This is a genomic window from Pedobacter polaris, assembly GCF_005116505.1.
Taxonomy (GTDB): domain Bacteria; phylum Bacteroidota; class Bacteroidia; order Sphingobacteriales; family Sphingobacteriaceae; genus Pedobacter; species Pedobacter polaris.
Map to the genome: position 1 here is coordinate 148,160 of NZ_SWBR01000004.1, position 19,246 is coordinate 167,405.

Here is a 19,246-nt window from a genome sequence, read left to right on the forward strand (position 1 = left end):
ATAAATTAATCTAAAATTAGTTATTGGCTTGAGATTTTGGTTTTACTTTTAAAGATTTAAGATAGATAAAGCCTAAAATACCTGCCATAATAGAGGTACATAAAATAGCAAATTTAGCTTCTACCACATATTCTGCATTACTAAAAGAAAGTAGTGATATAAAAATTGACATAGTAAAACCGATACCCGCCAACATCCCTACACCAATAATGTGTTTCCAGTTGGCGCCAGAAGGAAGTTTAGCAAGTTTTATTTTAACTGCAAACCAAGAAAATAAAGTAACTCCGATGGTCTTGCCAAAGAATAAACCAGCTATAATTCCAAATCCTAATGGAGAAACTAAACCATCTATCATCTGTTTTTGAAAAGTAATATTGGTATTGGCCAAGGCAAAAATCGGCATGATCAAAAAGTTAACAGGAACAGTTAAAAAATGCTCTAATTTTTCCAGAGGCGATTCTATAGCCGTTTCATTTGTTGGAATAGTAAAGGCTAATAAAACCCCAGCTATGGTTGCATGTATCCCAGAATGATGTACAAAATACCACAAAAATAGGCCAGGAATTAAATAAAACCACAGAGATTTAACCTTGAAATAATTAAAGGCCAATAAGAGCACAAAAATTCCTCCAGCCATTAAAAGGTAATTCCAGTGTATTTGTGCGGTATAGAAAATGGCGATTACCAAAATTGCCCCTAAATCATCAGCAATTGCCAAAGCAGCTAAAAAGATCTTTAAAGATGCCGGTACATTTTTGCCTAACATGGCAATGATAGCTAAAGCAAAAGCAATATCTGTTGCCATAGGGATTCCCCAGCCAGAAGCAGTTTGTTCTCCCTTGTTAAAGAAAAAATAAATCAATGCAGGAACAACCATGCCCCCCAATGCAGCTAAAACTGGTAACGAAGCTTTTTTAACTGAAGACAATTCTCCTTCAATTAATTCTCGTTTAATTTCTAAGCCAACTAAAAGGAAAAATATAGCCATTAAGCCATCATTTATCCAAGCAGATATGCTATACTTGATTTCAACTGAACCTAAATTAAACCCTAAATTTTGAGCTAAAAAATTTGTAAAACCTGTAGCGGCTTCAGAATTGGCAATAATTAAAGAGATAATTACACAAATCAATAGGATAATTCCACCTACTTTTCCAGAATGGAAAAACTTTTTAAATAGAGATAAATTAATCTTTTTTGCCATTGCTAAAAATAAGCATTTTGTTATGTTGACGAAGAAGAATTTCTCTTTTGTTTCAGTTAACAAAATTCACACCCACTATCTGTGTCCCACTTTGAGAGGGATTTTAATAATTTTCAATCGCTCAATGCTATGTAGCTTCCTATCTGAATCCGGTATGTCCCCCTCTGAAGAGTTTATCCCGATTCATCGGGAGGGAAGGGGGAGGAACTTACGTCAAATGAATAGTTTAATTTGAGATTTGAAAGATTCCACCCGCCAGCAGGGACACATAAAACCATCTTAATAAAAAAAAGTCACTCCAATAATGAAGTGACTTTAAAATCTAATTCTTTAATAAGATGATTATTTAAATAGCGTAGCTTTTAAACTAACTTCGAACGTTCCATTAGCAGAGCCTTGTAATGCTGAAGTTTCAGTAGTATAGTAACCCATAAAAGACAATGAATTTTTGTAATTGATCCCAGCTCCAAAAGAAGCACTGTTAGAGCTATGATACATGCCCATAATAAAAACCTTGTTTGCAAAAGTTAGATTTGCGCCTGCATCAAAAATGTTATCGTAACCCTTAATGCCACGAAAAGCAACTTTTGGCTCAATTAACATGGTATTTGTACCAGTGCCAGTATTAATTTTATAGCTTACTGCTGCATAAAACTGAGCACGATCAACATTATTGTCATCTTCCTGTTTAATAAAACTCCTAATATTTGGAATTGCACCTTCAATATTTAAGGTATTACTTGTATAGGCTACTCCAAAATCTCCATCAAAAAGCGAACCTTTATTGTTAAACTGACTAATGCTTGGATCAGTAATATCACCATTTATACTGCTATAATCTACACGTTCATCCATAATACCAACAGAGGCCCCAAAATTTAATTTTTGATTTTTATCGTTCAATGGCAAATGATAAGCATATGTTAACATTGCTTTTGTGCGTTGTAATGAACCTGCTTTCTCATTATAAACATTGATACCTAAACCAACTTTATTCATTTTATAATCGGCTGTGATATTTTGTGTACTTGGTGCACCAGGGATATTACTCCATTGCTTGCGGTAATTCAAATTTATATTTAAACCATCATCAAATCCTGCATAAGCTGGATTAGCTTGATATTGGTTAAAAAAATATTGAGAACTTAAAGGGTTTAATTGTGCTTTCACTTTGTTTGTAGAAAAGGAAAGAATAGTGGTTGTTAGCAATAATAACCAAATCGTACTGCTAAGCATTTGATATTTTTTATAATTAATCGTCATGATCTGTAATACAATTTTAGTTTCTAATTAATGTGATAAAACCTTTAAATTGAGAAATATTAGTCCCAAAATCTAAGATGTAATAATAAGTGTCTGAAACAAGTGGACTTCCATTTAAAGTGCCATCCCATTCATTTGCATAGCCTTTTTTGGTGTAAACCGTTCTTCCAGATCTATCAAAAATCTTAAGTGTATTATTAGGATAATAATCGATGTTTTCAATTACAAATTTGTCATTCTTACCATCACCATTAGGTGTTAAAATGTTCAATGGTTTTATTTTATAATCGTCTTCTACCTGTATAGTAATAGATTGACTGTTAGTACAACCAGAGGCATTGGTAACAGTTACAACATAGTTTGTAGTTTGTTTTGGTCTAACAGTAAGCGTTGCTGTACCTTGGCCTGCAACCACATCTGTACTAGGAGACCAATTATAGGCTACGCCACCAGACGCAGAGAGTATTACATTTGTTCCTTTCGAAATTAAGGCAATGCTGTTGCTTATAAGGGTGATTGTTGGTAAAGCATTTATGGTTACTGTTGCTGATCCTGCTATCGTTTGGCTTGTGTTTGCATCTGAAATACTTACCAAATTATAAACAAATGAGCCTATAACATTTGTTGGTGCTGCAACGCTTACAGGAGTATTTAATGCATTAACAACAACTGTTTTATTTGCACCCCCATTAATGTTGTATGTAAAAGTGAAAGGTGCAGTACCAACTGTAGCTGTAAAAGTGATATTTGGTGTCACTGAGTTTATACAAACTGCAGTTGTTCCACCTATAATACCAACAGGTTTTGGTATAATTTTAAAAATAGCTGGTGTAAAATTAATTTGATAATTGCTATTGATAGCTAAAGTTCCTTGACCAATGGTGTAATCGCCAGGAGTTTCTCCTGCAGTACGAGCAATATTTCCCGTAAATACATCACTACCCAATAAAGCTGGTGTAGATGTATAAGTTAAAACCGGATCAACTGCTCCTTGAATTTTTGTTTTAGCAGCTGCACTAACTGCAATTTGCTTTGGTGCAATAGTTAAAACTTGTGTTTTTGGAGTTGCCGCATTATAAAATGCATTACCATCTTGGTTAGCAGTAATAGTTACAGTTCCAGCTTTTAAAATATGAATATCATTATTACTGATTGTTGCAATATTAGTATCACTGCTAGTATAAGTTAAATTAATTTCAGTATTATCACTTGTTGCACCTATAGGAAAGTCAGGGTCTCCATAAGTAACTGTTTTAGTTGGTGCTAATGAAATTGTCTGATTTTTCTTCACATAAGTATCATCTCTGGTGTACCAAATAGGAGAAGTGATAATTCGGCTACCATCGCTTTCTACAAGATCAGCATAATAGTAACCTGTTGCTAAATTAGCCAAGCCAGCATGAGTATAAGTTAATGTGCCTGTTGTACTGCTTGTAATTTCTACAGGATTAACACCACTTCCTGGAGTTCCATACATCAATTTAATGCTAGTAACTGGGCTAGTAGTTTTTGATGTAATTGATATTTCTGGTCCAGCTGCATTGGTAAATATACTTCCAACTGGCTGTTTATTAATAGTATAGATTATTTTAGCAGCAGAGTCTTGTGAGGCATAGAAACGCATCTTTTTAATCGCGTCTAATAAATCATTTTCCGTTAGGGCAGGGGCTAAAACTACAAGTCTAGCTCTAGTGTGTCTGCCAAACGTGAAGTTGTGGTTGTCATGGTCAATTGAGGCACCCAGATGATATCCTTTTCCAAGCATTCTGTTATAATAGCTTAAATAACTCATTGAGCTTGCTGGATCTGAATAAGTAACATTTGTAGAAAATGCAGGGCCGCTTTCTAATGCAGTACCAACTATAGCACTGTCAGCACCTAAATCATAAGTAGCAGAAATATTGTTATAATCTGTTGTGTTAGGGTGAGCTAAGGTTGCTATAGCATTTAATCCATGACGGTTAATGATCCTGAATAAACCCGTTGTACCAGTATAAACACTCTTAGGTACATAGATTTGGTTTTCACCCGGTTCCCATCCAATTAATGAATCGATACCGTAAACAATAACATGACCACCACCACTAATCACACCCCACTCCATACCGTGTAAAGCCACAAAACTAGAGGTTGTTGCATTTTTAGCTGCAATAATTCCAGGCTGCCAGTTTGCAAGAGACATGCCAGCTTGTGTGTGGTTATGTTCAGATAAACCTAAAAAATCCAGATTCATTGAGTTCTTAGCAAACGCATAATCATCTTCAGGTTTCTTAGTCAGGTCGTCTTTATTTCCATCAGAATAACTACTATGACTGTGTAGGTTTCCAAAGTAAAAATTAAGTTTATTAACGTCTAAAATTCCAGTTTTAAAATTTCCTGTTAGTGGATTTGTAGTAAGATAAAGTGGGCCACCGCTACAAGCACTGTTTAAGGAGTAAATAAAGAAGTAGTATGTTGTGTTTTGTGATAATCCATTTCTTATAAATGTATTACCAGTACCTCTTTTTACCACTGTTCCACCACCAATTTGATCTCCAACATTATAAACTGTTTGGTTAAGTGGAGATGCACTTAATGTATTTGTTGTACTCATTACCACAAGGTATTCATCAGCTGTACTAGCTGTAAAAGCTCCTTGAACAAAATTGTAATTTGAAGCCGTAACATTAAAGTTCGTTGGCTGAGCGGTTGGTGCAGCACAAGGTAATAATGCTTTAGTAGTTTGATTAGCAGTTAATACATTTGTTGTTAAATATTTTGGACCGCCAGTACATGATAAATTATTTAATGGAAAAATGAAATAGTAGTATTTTGTTGAGCTAGTTAAATTGTTGTCTGTAAAAGTGTTATTTACAATTTTATTAGCTACAATACCTCCGCCAAAAGAAGATCCAATTACATAAGATGTTCCATCAACAGGGGCTGAAGATAAGGTGCTATTTAAACTACGGATAATTAAATATTCGTTAGCATCTGTAGATTTAGTGAAAGTTCCAGTAATGCTTCCAGTGGTAACATTACTAAACACTAAACTAGTTGCTGAAACAGTTGGGCTAGCACACACTGGTAAATTTGGAGGGAAATGCACACCTAATTGATCAACATCATCACCATCAATAGCATTTTGAACAACAGCTAGCGTTACTCTTTCCCAATCATCCACAACAAAAGTAGGACTTGGTGCTGTTACACTAATGCTTCGTACATAAGAAACATCCTTTGCGTTTACGCCTGTTCCAAATGCATCTATAATGTTTCCGTTAGCATCTAATAAAGCAATCCCATCATTTCCATTAAAATTGATAACTGAGTTGCTGTTTTGCACCGCACTAGTCGCTGTTAAATAAGGTACTTCGTTTCCATTTCCACTATTTCCAAAAATTACAGTAGCTCTTGCAGGTATGGTAACTGTTAGGTTAAATGTTTGAGAAGGTGCTCCAGTTATATTTATATTCCCAGCATCGCCAGATATATTATACAAAGCAAGTTTTAACTGTAAAGAAGCTGTATTTATTGGTGCATTACTTAAATTGGTAAGTTCAATCCATTTGTTAACCGAAGCACCTTCATAATATTGACTAATAATAATAGGCGCACTAATTAAAGGTACGTTGGCTGTAGTAGCAGTTAATGTGGTAATAGTGGTTTGTAAGTTCGGAACATTATCTTCAGCTACAATATAAATATTATAAGCTGTTGCACCTGTTAAACCAGTAATGTTTGCAGTTGCATCTGTATTGGCCGCATTAGTTAAAGCGCCAGATTTAAAAGCTGCAACCCCGTTTCCATCTTGCCCAGCTTTAACTTGTGCTGTAGTTGTTGGTGCGGTTGCGCCAGTTGCAGGAATAATTACATAATATGATTTCCCGGCCTCTGTTATATTGGTAACTAAATCTAATGAGTTAATAGCAACGTTATTTACTTTTGGGAAAGTTGCTGTATTTATTGGTGGAGTTACATCACCAGCAACACCTGTTCCGGTTAAAGCAACATTTACCGAAGTAGCTCCAGTACTTGCATTTAAAATATTAGTGCTTGATGCCCCCACTGCAGTAGGAGTATAACGCACATAAACTGTTGGTGATGCACTGGCTTCGGCAACTGTGTAATTAATTGCACCACCAAAAGTTGAATTATCTTTTGATACCGCAAAAGGGGAAGCTACTGTAACATCAACACCTGCTGTTAAATTTGTACCTGTGATTGTATATGTCTGTGAAGTAGAGCTTACCCCAACAGTTTGATTGTTGAATGCCAATGATGTAGGGTTGGCAACAAGTGTTGGAGTACTTGCACCACCTCCTTTAAAGGTAATACTAAAATTATCTATGGCATAAATTCCATCATTTCCAGTATCATCTTTATCAGTCCATCTGATATATATAGTACTGCCATTAGTTAATGAAATTGATGAAATGCTTCCAGATATTGTGGTTTGGTTAATAGCTAAATTGCCATCTACACCTGTACTCACGATAGTTGAGGTCAGCTTTTCTACTAAATCCATAGCTGTTAATGGCGTCCATGTTGCAGTTGCATCCCCAATGCTTGTCGCATTTAAGCTGTATTCAAATGGTAAGGTTTCTACTATCGCATTACTTCCACTTCTCCATTGCTCCATTACACCGCTTAAATCAATAGCCGTTACGGTAGAACCGGTATTGTTGGTGTAAGCGGCTCCGAATCTAGGGACTAATGATCCAGAAGCTAAACTGCCAATTGCTCGATCGGTAGCTGTGGGTGTACCTGTATTGTAGGCAGCGCCAGCATTTGCAGAAGTTACATAAACTACAAGTGGAATTGTTGCGCCCACTGTTGTTGCATTTGAACCAGCTGCCTTAACTGCAAACCAGCCAGAAACTGGTGTAGTTGCTGTAGGAGCCATTCCGTCAAAGTTTTCTGTTTTAGCAGTATTTAACGCCGTGATAGAAATCTGTGAATAAGATTGAAATGAAATGGCAAGAAGAAATAAGAGGAGTAAAAGTTTTCTCATATACAATTTGTTTGAACAAACAAATGTATGCCTAAAACAGAACGTTAGTATTAACTTCTTGTTAAATAATTTCCATTGTGGAAAAATAAATTAACTAATATTACGTTGTAACCGATTCGAAATGAAGAGATAAATCAGCAATTATTGCAAAAGGAGATTTCTACAAGCTCTTATAAGAAGTCCTCAATAATGCCCTTTCCTTCACGAATAACCTCAAAATCTCCAGAAGTACAGTCTACAACTGTTGATGGTTCATTGTCTCCGTAACCGCCATCAATTACAATATCAACTAACTCTTGGTATTTCTCTTCAATTAATTCCGGATCAGTAGAATATTCTATTAACTCATCATCATCTTTTATTGATGTCGATAAAATTGGATTTCCTAATGCTTCAACAATTGATCTTGCTATATCATTATCTGGGACACGTATACCTACTGTTTTTTTGTTGGAGCTTAATAGTTTTGGAACGTTATTGTTGGCGTTAAAAATAAAGGTAAAAGGACCAGGTAATGCTTTTTTCAAAACTCTAAAAACAGTAGTGTCTATAGGTTTAATGAAATCAGAAATATGCCTTAAATCTGAACAAATGAAAGAAAAATTTGCTTTTTCTGGTTTAATACCTCGAATACGACAAATTCTTTCAATCGCTTTTTGATTAGTAATGTCACAACCTAAGCCATAAACAGTGTCTGTTGGATAAATAATGATGCCACCTTTTTTTAAAACCTCCACAACTTGTTCAATGGCTTTGGAGTTTGGGTTTTCGGGATAAATCTTAATCAGCATACTCAAAAATAACAAAATACAACTCTAGTTGTTTAATTTCATTAGATTATAATTACAATTAATAGCTGTCATTAATCGCATATAGATAGGCTTTTGCTTATTTTTGGGTTACTTAAATCCATTTTAAATAAATTGATATGAGAAAAGCATTCGTAGCTATAGCAGCATTTCTAGTTGCTTTAACAATTATGTTGGGTTTATACCATCCATTTTTATGGTGGACATTTATATTTACTGGCCCGTTTGTAATATTGGGTATATATGATTTATACCAACCTAAACATAGTATAGTAAGAAATTACCCGGTTTTTGGGCGCTTACGTTACTTTATGGAAGAGCTTAGACCAAAAGTTTATCAATATTTTGTAGAGAGTGATACCAATGGTAAGCCCTTTAGCCGTCTAAATAGATCGTTAATTTACCAAAGAGCTAAAAAAGAAAATGATACTATTCCGTTTGGTACACAGCTAGATGTTTACGAAAATGGTTACGAATGGTTAAGCCATAGCATTGCTGCAATTAGTCACCATGAATTAGATCCGAACCCTCGTGTAATGATAGGAGGGCCAGATTGTAAACAACCTTATTCTGCTAGTATATACAATATATCTGCAATGAGTTTTGGTTCATTAAGTCAGAATGCAATTTTAGCCTTAAACGGTGGGGCCAAAATGGGCGGCTTTGCACACAATACTGGCGAGGGTGGTATTAGCGATTACCATAATGGACCTGGGGGCGATTTAATTTGGCAAATTGGAACTGGGTATTTCGGTTGTCGTAATCATGATGGTACCTTTAATTACGATGCTTTTGCAGAGCGTTCACAGACCGAAAATGTAAAAATGATTGAGATAAAATTATCTCAAGGTGCAAAACCTGGTCATGGCGGGATGTTGCCAGCAAAAAAAGTAACTCCAGAAGTTGCTAGAATTCGTTTAGTAAAAGAAGGTTTTGATGTAAATTCTCCACCCGCACATTCTGCTTTTTCTACACCATTAGAAATGATCAACTTTGTAAAGAGGTTAAGAGAACTATCCGGTGGTAAACCAGTAGGCTTTAAATTGTGCATAGGTAGAAGAAGTGAATTTTTTGCCATTTGTAAAGCAATGGTAGAAACTGGTATTTATGTAGATTTTATTACAGTGGATGGGGGTGAAGGTGGAACAGGGGCAGCACCACAAGAGTTTTCTAATGCAGTTGGTATGCCATTGAGAGAAGGTGTAGCATTTGTATATGATATCTTAAGCGGTTTTGGGTTAAAAAAACACATTAAAATTATTGCATCTGGTAAGGTGTCATCAGGATTTGATTTAGTGAAAAATATAGCGCTTGGTGCAGATTTATGTAATTCGGCAAGGGGAATGATGTTTGCATTGGGATGTATCCAAGCATTAGAATGTAACAGCAATACCTGTCCAACAGGTGTAGCTACACAAGATGCAAGTTTAATGAAAGGTTTGGTGGTAGAAGATAAAACGGTGCGTGTGTTTAACTTCCATCGTTTAACCGTTCAAAGTGCGGTAGAGTTGTTGGGCGCTGCGGGTTTACGTCATACCTACCAATTAACTAGGGCCTACATCAACAGAAGAATTGGGCAGAACGTGATGCAGTCTTACATGGAAACTTTCCCATACATTCCAGAAGGAAGTTTGGTTCAAACACCGTATCCCTCACAACACGAATTGGGAATGGCATTAAGTACTTCGGCTAGTTTTGCGCCAACAGATTATAAAGTTTCTGCAGTTGATTATCAAGCTGCAAGTTCTAATAATTAGGTGTCAATATTTTGTCATCCTGAGCCTGTCGAAGGGCTTTAATTGTTATAGTCTTCGGCAAGCTCAGACTGACATATCTACCAATAAGAAGTCACTCATATGTTTATTGTTTGAAAAGCTAATAACTGCAATTATTAAAGTAAATCCCGCTATCCATTACAATCTTTTTAAATTGTCCTTCGACTACGCTCAGGATGACAATTTAAAAAGTATTTTCATTCCTATCGGGTTTAAAAAGTAGGGATTGTGCTACTATTTAGGTTTGCACCTAGCAGATGCCAAGAACTATCAACTTTGTTAATTAAACCTGATTGAAGCGATAGCTCTTGAGCTGAAAGCGAAAAGACTAAAGCTGAAAGCAGGGCTGAATTTGCGATAGAAAGCTGATTTTCATTTTCAAAAAGATCTTAACAAAAAATAATGTAGTTGCATCAGCTTATTGAATTAGAACAATAAAAAAGTCGCTTAACATTTCTGCTAAGCGACTTTTTCTAAGCAACTGTATCTTCCCGACTTTCGGACTTCCTGTCTTTTCCGACTCTTTTAAAACTCAGCGCTTTTAGGGAACCTTGGGAAAGCGATTACATCTCTAATGTTGGTCATTCCGGTTACAAATAAAACTAAACGCTCAAAGCCTAAACCGAAACCAGCATGTGGTGCAGAACCAAAACGACGAGTATCTAAATACCACCACATCTCTTCCTTTGGAATGTCCATTTCTTCCATGCGTTGTGTTAGTTTATCTAAACGTTCTTCACGTTGTGAACCACCAATCATTTCACCAATGCCAGGAAATAATATGTCCATTGCAGCAACCGTTTTATTGTCATCGTTCATGCGCATATAAAACGATTTGATGTCTTTAGGGTAATCCGTTAAAATAACAGGCTTTTTAAAGTGTTTTTCTACCAAATAACGCTCGTGTTCAGACTGTAAATCAGCTCCCCATTCGTCAATTAAGTATTTAAACTGCTTTTTCTGATTAGGTTTAGAGTGTTTTAAAATCTGTATCGCTTCTGTATAGGTTAATCTTTCAAATTCATTGTCTAAACAGAAATTCAATTTATCAATCAAAGATAATTCACTTCTTTCTTGCTGCGGTTTAGATTTTTCTTCTTCCAACAAACGATCGTTTAGAAATGCAATTTCGTCTTTGCAATTGGTTAATGCATAACTTATTACATACTTCATCATATCTTCAGCCAATTCCATGTTGTTTTCTAAATCAGCAAAAGCAACTTCAGGTTCAATCATCCAGAACTCGGCTAAATGACGAGTGGTATTTGAATTTTCAGCTCTAAAGGTTGGTCCGAAGGTGTAAATCTGACCAAAAGCCATTGCAGCTAATTCACCTTCAAGCTGCCCAGAAACAGTCAAGTTGGTTGCTTTTCCGAAAAAATCTTCAGAAAAATCTACCTTTCCATCATCAGTACGAGGTGTTTTATCAAAATCTAAAGTGGTTACTTTAAACATTTCACCAGCACCTTCTGCATCACTTGCCGTAATAACAGGTGTGTGCATATAAACAAAACCACGTTCATTATAAAATTGGTGGATAGCAAATGCTAGTGCATGACGAACTTTAAATACTGCATTAAATGTGTTGGTGCGAAAACGCAGGTGTGCTTTTTCTCTTAAAAATTCTAAGCTATGTTTTTTAGGTTGCAATGGATATTCATCAGCATTACTATCTCCAAGAATCTCGATAGATTTTGCCTTAACATCAACTTTTTGACCTTTACCTAATGATTCTACCAAAGTACCTTCAACAGCAATCGCTGCTCCAGTAGTAATTCTTTTTAATAATTCTTCAGGTGTATTTGTGAAATCTACTACAATTTGAATATTGCCCATACAAGAGCCATCATTCAATGCTATAAATTGGTTATTGCGAAAGGTACGAACCCAACCCATTACTTTAACTTCTGTATCAAATGCTGTAGAATCCAGCAGGTCTTTAATTTTTTCTCTCTTTATCATTGCGCTATAGCTCTATAAGGGCGTCAAAAATAAGGATTTAAACCTAAAATATCCTATTTGTTTAGAGTAAGTTTTTTAAAATTCGTATTTTCTTTATGGTTTAATATCGTTAAGTTTGTTTACCCTAAAACCCTATTGTTGATTGTGTTAGTTCTCGGAAAACAACTGAACGGTAAAAGACTGGTCGGTGCTCCCAAATTATTTTCTTTAGAAGAAAGAATATTTAATACTTTTTGTATTATCGCTTTTATAACCATGTGCTTTGAGGTGCCATTTAATTTGCTTATTGGATTAATGGTTCCTGCTGGTCTTTGTTTTTTTGGAGTAATCGTATCTGGAGTTTTATATTATTTTTCTCGTTTTAAAAGAAAATCCTCGTTATGTATTAAATTATTTGCCATAGTATGTAACCTATCTTTTGCGGTTAATTATTTTTTTAACTCTGGTATCTTTGGACCTAATTTGTTATTGTTTTCGTTAGCTTTTTTACTCGTGATTGCGATAATCCCAAAGGAAGAATTTAAAATATGGATACCAATTAACATTATTTTGGTTATATCCATTTTAATTGTAGAATATTTCAATCCTCAGCTCACAACAATTGCATATAATGGAGAGTTAAGCAAAGCATTGGATTTTGCTGTTACCTATTTAGTGGTGGTTGTCATCACTTATTTTGCAATAAGTTATATTCGAAAAAATTATGATGATGAGCATTCATCTGTAATGGATAAAAATATTGCAATTAAACAGCAAAACGAAAGAATTTTAGCGCAAAAGGAGGAATTAGAAAAACTGAACTCAGAAAAAGATAAACTCTTTTCAATTGTTGCCCATGATATCAGGATGCCCCTAAATTCTATTCAGGGATACTTGGAGGTTTTAGCAGAAACTGATTTAGAACCAGCTGAGAGCCAAATGTTAAAGAAACAATTGCTTCAAATAACCAAAGACACTTCTAATATGTTAACAAATGTGCTTTCATGGTCTAAAACCCAGATGGAAGGCTCATATACAGATTTAAAACCATTACCTGTCTCAACATCTTTAGTAAATGGTTTGAGTATTGAGAAAATTATAGCTGAAAAAAAAGGAGTGCAACTGTTCGTCAGTTCTGAAGATGATTTGGTGATAATGGCAGATCACAATATGTTTCAGTTGATAATTAGAAACTTAGTGAATAATGCTATTAAGTTTACTCCAGTAGGGGGTGAGGTAAAGGTGCTAGCTTCTAAAATAAATGATGATTGTATTATTAAGGTTGAGGATGATGGCTTGGGTATAGATCCTAAGCAGCAAGCCAAATTGTTTAAGTTAAAAGCAACTTCAACTTTTGGTACAAATAATGAAAGAGGAATTGGACTTGGGTTGTTGCTTTGTAAAGAATTTACAGATTTACAAGGGGGCAAAATATGGTTCGAAAGTAATCCTGGCAAAGGTTCTACTTTTTACCTTTCATTTACACTAACTAATGAATTGGTAGTGCAATAAAAAAAGAAGTGCCTTTGTTTTTTCCTTCGCTCTCTGCCCAAACCTTTCCGTGATGCAACTCTATAAGCATTTTAACTATAGATAAGCCCAGTCCATTAGAATGCTCTTTGCCTGTAGGGATGGCACTTAACCTCGCGAATTTTGTAAACAGCTTGCTTTTATCTTCTTCTAATAATCCTTGCCCTTGATCCTTAAATTCTATAATAATCTGCCCATCTACGGCACTTACATAAATAGAAACCTCTGTGTTTGGATTAGAATATTTCAGCGCATTGCTAAGTAGGTTTTCAAAAGCTTCTTGTATTCTAATCGCATCAACTAAAATTATAGCATTGCAATCACAAGTAATAGTAATGGTTTGTTGTTTCTGATAGGCAATAAGCTCAAAGTTTCTTTTCGCAGTTTCAAGAATACTAACAATATCAACTTCTTCGGCGCTTAACCTAAAACTAGCATTTTCGCTTTGAGATAGATCTAATAAGTTATTTAAGCTATTTAAAACGCTAGTTGCTGATCTTTTAATTCTATCTGCAAAATCTGCCACTATCTTAGGATCATCTGCCTTCTTTTTAATAAGTTCTGCAGAAAGAGAGATTGTTGTGTTTGGGTTTTTTAGGTCATGCACAATCCTGTTCATCATATCCGTTTGCGTGCGCATTGCTTTACGTGTTGCCAATCTTAGCTCTAACTCGTCCATTACAATGGCAGATAAAGTTTCAAGCATTTTAAGTTGTTGTGCCGTAACTTCTCTGGGTTCAATATCTAATACGCAAACAGTGCCAAGTTGTAGGCCTTCTGTTGTTTTTAATGGTGCGCCGGCATAAAATCTAACTCCATTATCCATTAATACAAAAGGATTGTTTGCTAATTCCGGAACTTCAAGTATATTTTCAAATAGCGTTACATCACTATTTAAAATGGCAATTGAACAAAAACTATCTTTTCTGTCTATCTCAATTGCTTTTAAAGGGCTTAAGTTAGTTTTAAAGAATACCCGTTTCTCGTCTACAAAAGTTACTTGAGCAATAGGAGTATTAAATATTTGCGCAGCTAATACTGCTATCTTATTAAATGTATCCTCTTCAGGGGTATCTAAAATATCATAAGCATGGAGTTTCCTAATTCGCTCTGCGTCATTGTCTGGAATTAGTGTTGCTGGAATTTTAAAATTATTCATTGATTAAGGATGTTTGAAAATCAAATATAGCTTAATCAAATGGATTTTTATTTTGAACTAATTTTGAGTAAAAATTAAGTTTTCATCAATAAAAGCTGTTATTTATAATTTTTAATCTTAAAATTTAGGTGTTTTGTTTATTTGTTTAAGTAAACACTGGATTTTTTACTTGTTTTTTCTGTGTTTTATTATTTTTTATTAAAAATATAACATTTTAATACCTTTAAAATTGATAAAAAACTATAATATTTTGAATTTTAACTTAAATAAATGGTTTTTTAGTTAAAAAAAATAAAAAATATTTCATTTTCGTATAGAATATATTAAAAATATACTTATATTTGTTCTGTTCATACAAAAAAGTACATTTATATTTGGTTTGATTAAAGCTCTGGTTGGATGGCCAGAGCTTTTTCATTTAACTTAAAGCAATTTAAAAACTCTCCAATTAGGAGTGTAGACATAAAACTTAAAAAAGAACTAACAACCAACCTAAACTATAGTAAAAGACCAGCTCGATTTTTCGGCTGGTCTTTTCAATTAAGGAAGAACGAAATATCAAGTATATTCCAATTAATGTTAAATAAAAAAAGACCAGTTCGAATACGACTGGTCTTTTTTAATGATATATCTTTCCGACTAGCGGATTATGAATTTCTTGAATATTATGCTAATACTTTAGTCACTAAATCAGCAGCTTCTTTTAAAGCAATTGCAGAGTAAACTTTCAAGCCTGAATCGTCAATTAGTTTTTTAGCTTCAACAGCATTGGTTCCTTGTAAGCGGCAAATGATTGGAACTGGAACATTACCAATTTCTTTATAAGCATCAATTACACCTTGTGCAACTCTATCGCAACGTACAATACCACCAAAAATGTTAATGAAGATTGCTTTTACATTAGGATCCTTTAAAATAATATTAAAGCCAGCTTTAACAGTAGTTGCATTTGCAGTTCCACCAACGTCTAAGAAGTTAGCAGGCTCGCCGCCAGCAATTTTAATAATATCCATTGTAGCCATTGCTAAACCAGCACCGTTAACCATACAGCCAACATTTCCATCTAATTTAACATAATTCAAGTTACTTTCACTAGCTTCAACGTCAGTTGGATCTTCTTCCAGCTTGTCACGCAATGCTGCATAATCTGGGTGACGGAACAATGCGTTTTCATCTAAATCAACCTTAGCATCAACAGCTATAATTTTATCGTCACTAGTTTTTAAAACTGGATTGATTTCAAACATGGCAGAATCGGTAGAATCATAAGCTTTATAAAGAGCAGTAATGAATTTAACCATTTCTTTATGGGCACCACCAGTTAAACCTAGGTTAAAAGCAATTTTACGAGCTTGGAAACCTTGTAGACCAACTTTAGGATCAATCTCTTCTTTAAAAATTAAATGAGGAGTATGTTCTGCAACTTCTTCAATGTCCATACCACCTTCAGTACTATACATGATAATGTTAGTTCCGTTAGCACGGTTTAACAAAACAGAGACATAAAATTCTTTAGTTTCAGAAGCACCTGGATAATAAACATCTTGAGCAACTAAAATTTTGTTAACTTTTTTGCCTTCTGGGCCAGTTTGTGGTGTAACCAATTGCATTCCCAAAATATCGGTAGCTCTTTGTTTAACCTCATCTAAGTTTTTAGCTAGCTTAACGCCTCCGCCTTTTCCTCTACCACCCGCATGAATTTGTGCTTTAATCACAACCCAGTCAGAGTTATAGTCAGTTTTCATTTTCTTAGCTGCTTCTACAGCCTGATCTACAGTTTCAGCAACAATGCCTTCTTGTACGGCAACGCCAAAACTCTTTAAAATTTGTTTACCTTGATATTCGTGGATATTCATTTGCTCAAAAATTTGCTCAAATCTACAATTTCAAAAGCTTTATACAAAGCTTAAATCCATTAAAAATGAAAGTATTTTATATATTAAGTAAACACACAAAATTTCAACTTAAAATTTAACAGTCTTTATTAGAAAAGCATGGGCAGAAGTCCATTTTAAAGGTAGCCCCGTCTTTCGCTTTACTCGCCTCGTGCCTCAGTTTCGTGCTCGCTACAACCGGGTTTAGAAATAAAGGTTTGTGTAAAATAGGAGTGGTTGCATAGCGGTAAAGGGTGTTACTAACCTAAGTAATGGGTATTGTAAAACAAGAGTTAAAAATTAACCACATTAATAATTACCGTTTTCTTATCATTTAAGAAGCTAATAGAATAATGAGAAAGTTCTCTGCCTGTGACCTTTCTTGTGAAGGTATGTTTAATTAACTTCTCGTGTTCACCTGCAACCTCTGTGAATTCTGCTGAGCCAACTAATTCTCCTAGTATGTTAACTTGCTTATCCTTAACTAAATTATTGTATAAGTTTAAATAATCTGACTGTGATAACTTAATCATTGATACAGAAATGTAATCTCCTTGAAAATCTGGGTATGATGCAGATTTTCTGACAATTATTGCAGATTTTGGGGCCTCTTTTAGTGTTACCACTTTAAATTCTTGATAAAAGAATTCGTCTGCTGGATAAGTTGCACTATAAAGTGTATGGATTGTAAATAATGGAGCTATTATCAAGCAAATTATGCCAATATATTTGTATTTAGTTTTTCTAATTAATCTGAAAATAAAATATGCAATTAATGTTGGTATAGAAAGCAACGCTGAAATAAAAATGATGACAAGAATTAAAAACAATAAATTTTCCATGTGTTATATTATTTATTTTGTGATTAAATATTTATTCATTTTTTAACTCCACAACCTTAAATAGTTGCAATGCCTTTGTTAAATAAACGGGATAGGAGTGAAAATCCTTTTGACCAAGTCCCCTTTAGGGGATTTAGGGGTGAAAGATTGAAACGAATAGCCCGACTGCAGCTAATCGTTTCACTGTCCTTGCTTTTCTAATCTTTCATATTAGGTATAAAATATTTCCTCGTTTGCCAATCTCTATAATTCCAAGAAAGCCAAGATGTTTGTGCGTACTGCTCATTAAATCTTTCAATTCTCCCATTTAGGTCATCATCAAAATTTTTAAGTTGCCTTTTCTTATTTTCGATATTTAGCTGAACAGTATCTATAGGTGTTTCCAGCTGAGCTACTGCAGCTGTATCTGCAACAACTTCTTCGTAATCATACCCTCTTGTTGCATAGCTAGATTGGTGTACATATTTTTTAAGCAATGCTCTGTTTTTATCTAACAGAGGTAATGTTTTATCAGACATATCTAACAGATGATCTAAATCTAAGACGATGTTATTTCTATTGTTGATGTTGTAGTTAACTATAAAAACATCCCAGTTTACAAAGCCAAAAACCAGTAAAAGTAGATACCAAACTAATCCATTTATCTTGCACAAGTAAAAGAATGTTTTTTGTTTTGCAACTTTAATATATACTGTTAGCAAACCGATGGTACATAGCAATAAAAATATGATTACGCCTATGCGTTTATAGGTTAAGCCGTGCATATCTATATAATTATAATCTCTTAAAAATACCGAAGAAACTAAAAATGCATTTTGTATAATCCAGATATAGGCTAATAATCGAATTGTTTTATTCTTGCTAAAAAAGTTGATGTTTCCACTAAAGAAATATAAAATAACCATCATTGCCATTACAATACTAAAAATTAGGGCATTTGTACCTTCATGTAGTTCGGCAGAATAATTAGTGTTTGCTGAGCCTAACCAAAGCGTAGAAATATCTATTCCATTTAAGAATAGCAGCAACAGATTTAAAGCGGTAAAAGAAATAATTCCGATAATATTTTCCGTTTTAAGCCCCATTTTTTTATTGACTAAACTACCAGAGAAAATACCTTTAAGTTCGCTACCAAATGATGGGAGCATCTTATTTCTTCGTTTGCGAATTAATTTTTCTGTTAAGGTTAACTCAGCATTTTGCAAACTTTTATTCTTAAAGCTGATCAAAATTCCAGCGGTAAATAATATCCCTAAAATTATATGCAGAAAACGAGCAATGCTTAAGTCGCCGAAAAAGAAGGTGAATATGTCAAATATAAAATTGCCAATGCTTGTTGTAAACATTTCTAAGTAATTCGAGAATACGGGATTTGCAATGCTATACACTATGCTAAATAAGACAATTACTATGATTGGTATAATAATGTATTTTATCTTTTTTAATAGTGGTTCAATAGAAAAATTTCCAATTTTAATAGTCGCTAATCTTTTAATTAGGTTAACTGGCGATGATACAATTTGTAGAAATGCAGCAAGTAATGCTGTAAATACACTTCTTATTAATTGCGCATGAGCAAAACCTACAAATACAACCAAAGAAATATAATAGGTAATTACGGTTAGTGCAGATTGATTGTAAACAACTAATAAAGCGGCTAATAAATGTGAAAAACCATAGAGGAACAGTTTTTTGCTCTTCTCAATTTCTCCATTAACTAAAAACATAATGATAATAAATACGGAATAGAGCAGAAGGTTCAGCGCTAATTGCTCCAGCCAAAAAAGATAATTGAAAAGTAAGCCTCCTATTAAAGTGGCTATAATTTGTAGGTCTATCTGTTTTTTCATTTTTTA

General features: G+C 34.2%; 11 protein-coding genes. 2 read left to right on the forward strand and 9 right to left on the reverse strand.

The window, feature by feature from the left end:
• Positions 1 to 16: 16 nt before the first annotated feature.
• The 4 genes from nhaA to FA048_RS15420 form a co-directional block, all read right to left on the reverse strand.
• Positions 17 to 1,204 (reverse strand): Na+/H+ antiporter NhaA, encoded by a 1,188-nt coding sequence (gene nhaA, locus FA048_RS15405; protein ID WP_136842718.1) that lies wholly within the window; start codon positions 1,202 to 1,204, stop codon positions 17 to 19.
• A 342-nt stretch (positions 1,205 to 1,546) separates the two neighbouring features.
• Entirely contained in the window at positions 1,547 to 2,467 is a 921-nt protein-coding gene (locus tag FA048_RS15410; protein WP_225872557.1) for a PorP/SprF family type IX secretion system membrane protein, read from the reverse strand.
• A gap of 16 nt (positions 2,468 to 2,483) precedes the next feature.
• Positions 2,484 to 7,460, reverse strand: a complete 4,977-nt coding sequence (locus FA048_RS15415; RefSeq protein WP_136842720.1) for a T9SS type B sorting domain-containing protein — start codon at positions 7,458 to 7,460, stop codon at positions 2,484 to 2,486.
• 170 nt (positions 7,461 to 7,630) lie between these two features.
• Positions 7,631 to 8,251: an L-threonylcarbamoyladenylate synthase gene (locus FA048_RS15420; RefSeq protein WP_136842723.1), complete on the reverse strand. Its 621-nt coding sequence runs from the start codon at positions 8,249 to 8,251 to the stop codon at positions 7,631 to 7,633.
• A gap of 137 nt (positions 8,252 to 8,388) precedes the next feature.
• Between FA048_RS15420 and FA048_RS15425 the strand changes: the two genes are divergently transcribed.
• Positions 8,389 to 10,026: an FMN-binding glutamate synthase family protein gene (locus FA048_RS15425; protein WP_136842725.1), complete on the forward strand. Its 1,638-nt coding sequence runs from the start codon at positions 8,389 to 8,391 to the stop codon at positions 10,024 to 10,026.
• 543 nt (positions 10,027 to 10,569) lie between these two features.
• On the opposite strand, the gene asnS is transcribed toward FA048_RS15425, so the two are convergent.
• Positions 10,570 to 12,006, reverse strand: a complete 1,437-nt coding sequence (asnS, locus tag FA048_RS15430) for an asparagine--tRNA ligase (RefSeq protein WP_136842727.1) — start codon at positions 12,004 to 12,006, stop codon at positions 10,570 to 10,572.
• 492 nt (positions 12,007 to 12,498) lie between these two features.
• Here asnS and FA048_RS15435 point away from each other — a divergent pair, with 492 nt between their 5' ends.
• Positions 12,499 to 13,497 (forward strand): sensor histidine kinase, encoded by a 999-nt coding sequence (locus tag FA048_RS15435; RefSeq protein WP_225872558.1) that lies wholly within the window; start codon positions 12,499 to 12,501, stop codon positions 13,495 to 13,497.
• Here the strand turns inward: FA048_RS15435 and FA048_RS15440 are convergent.
• The 4 genes from FA048_RS15440 to FA048_RS15455 form a co-directional block, all read right to left on the reverse strand.
• A complete protein-coding gene (locus tag FA048_RS15440; RefSeq protein WP_136842729.1) occupies positions 13,475 to 14,674 on the reverse strand; it encodes a GAF domain-containing sensor histidine kinase in 1,200 nt (399 codons plus the stop codon). The two genes, FA048_RS15435 and FA048_RS15440, sit on opposite strands and share 23 nt — an antisense overlap.
• Positions 14,675 to 15,339: 665 nt before the next feature.
• Positions 15,340 to 16,530 (reverse strand): ADP-forming succinate--CoA ligase subunit beta, encoded by a 1,191-nt coding sequence (gene sucC / locus FA048_RS15445; RefSeq protein ID WP_136842731.1) that lies wholly within the window; start codon positions 16,528 to 16,530, stop codon positions 15,340 to 15,342.
• A gap of 311 nt (positions 16,531 to 16,841) precedes the next feature.
• Positions 16,842 to 17,390, reverse strand: a complete 549-nt coding sequence (locus tag FA048_RS15450) for a hypothetical protein (protein ID WP_136842733.1) — start codon at positions 17,388 to 17,390, stop codon at positions 16,842 to 16,844.
• A gap of 197 nt (positions 17,391 to 17,587) precedes the next feature.
• On the reverse strand, positions 17,588 to 19,240 hold the full coding sequence (locus tag FA048_RS15455) for a DUF4153 domain-containing protein (RefSeq protein WP_136842735.1): 1,653 nt from the start codon (positions 19,238 to 19,240) through the stop codon (positions 17,588 to 17,590).
• Positions 19,241 to 19,246 lie beyond the last annotated feature (6 nt).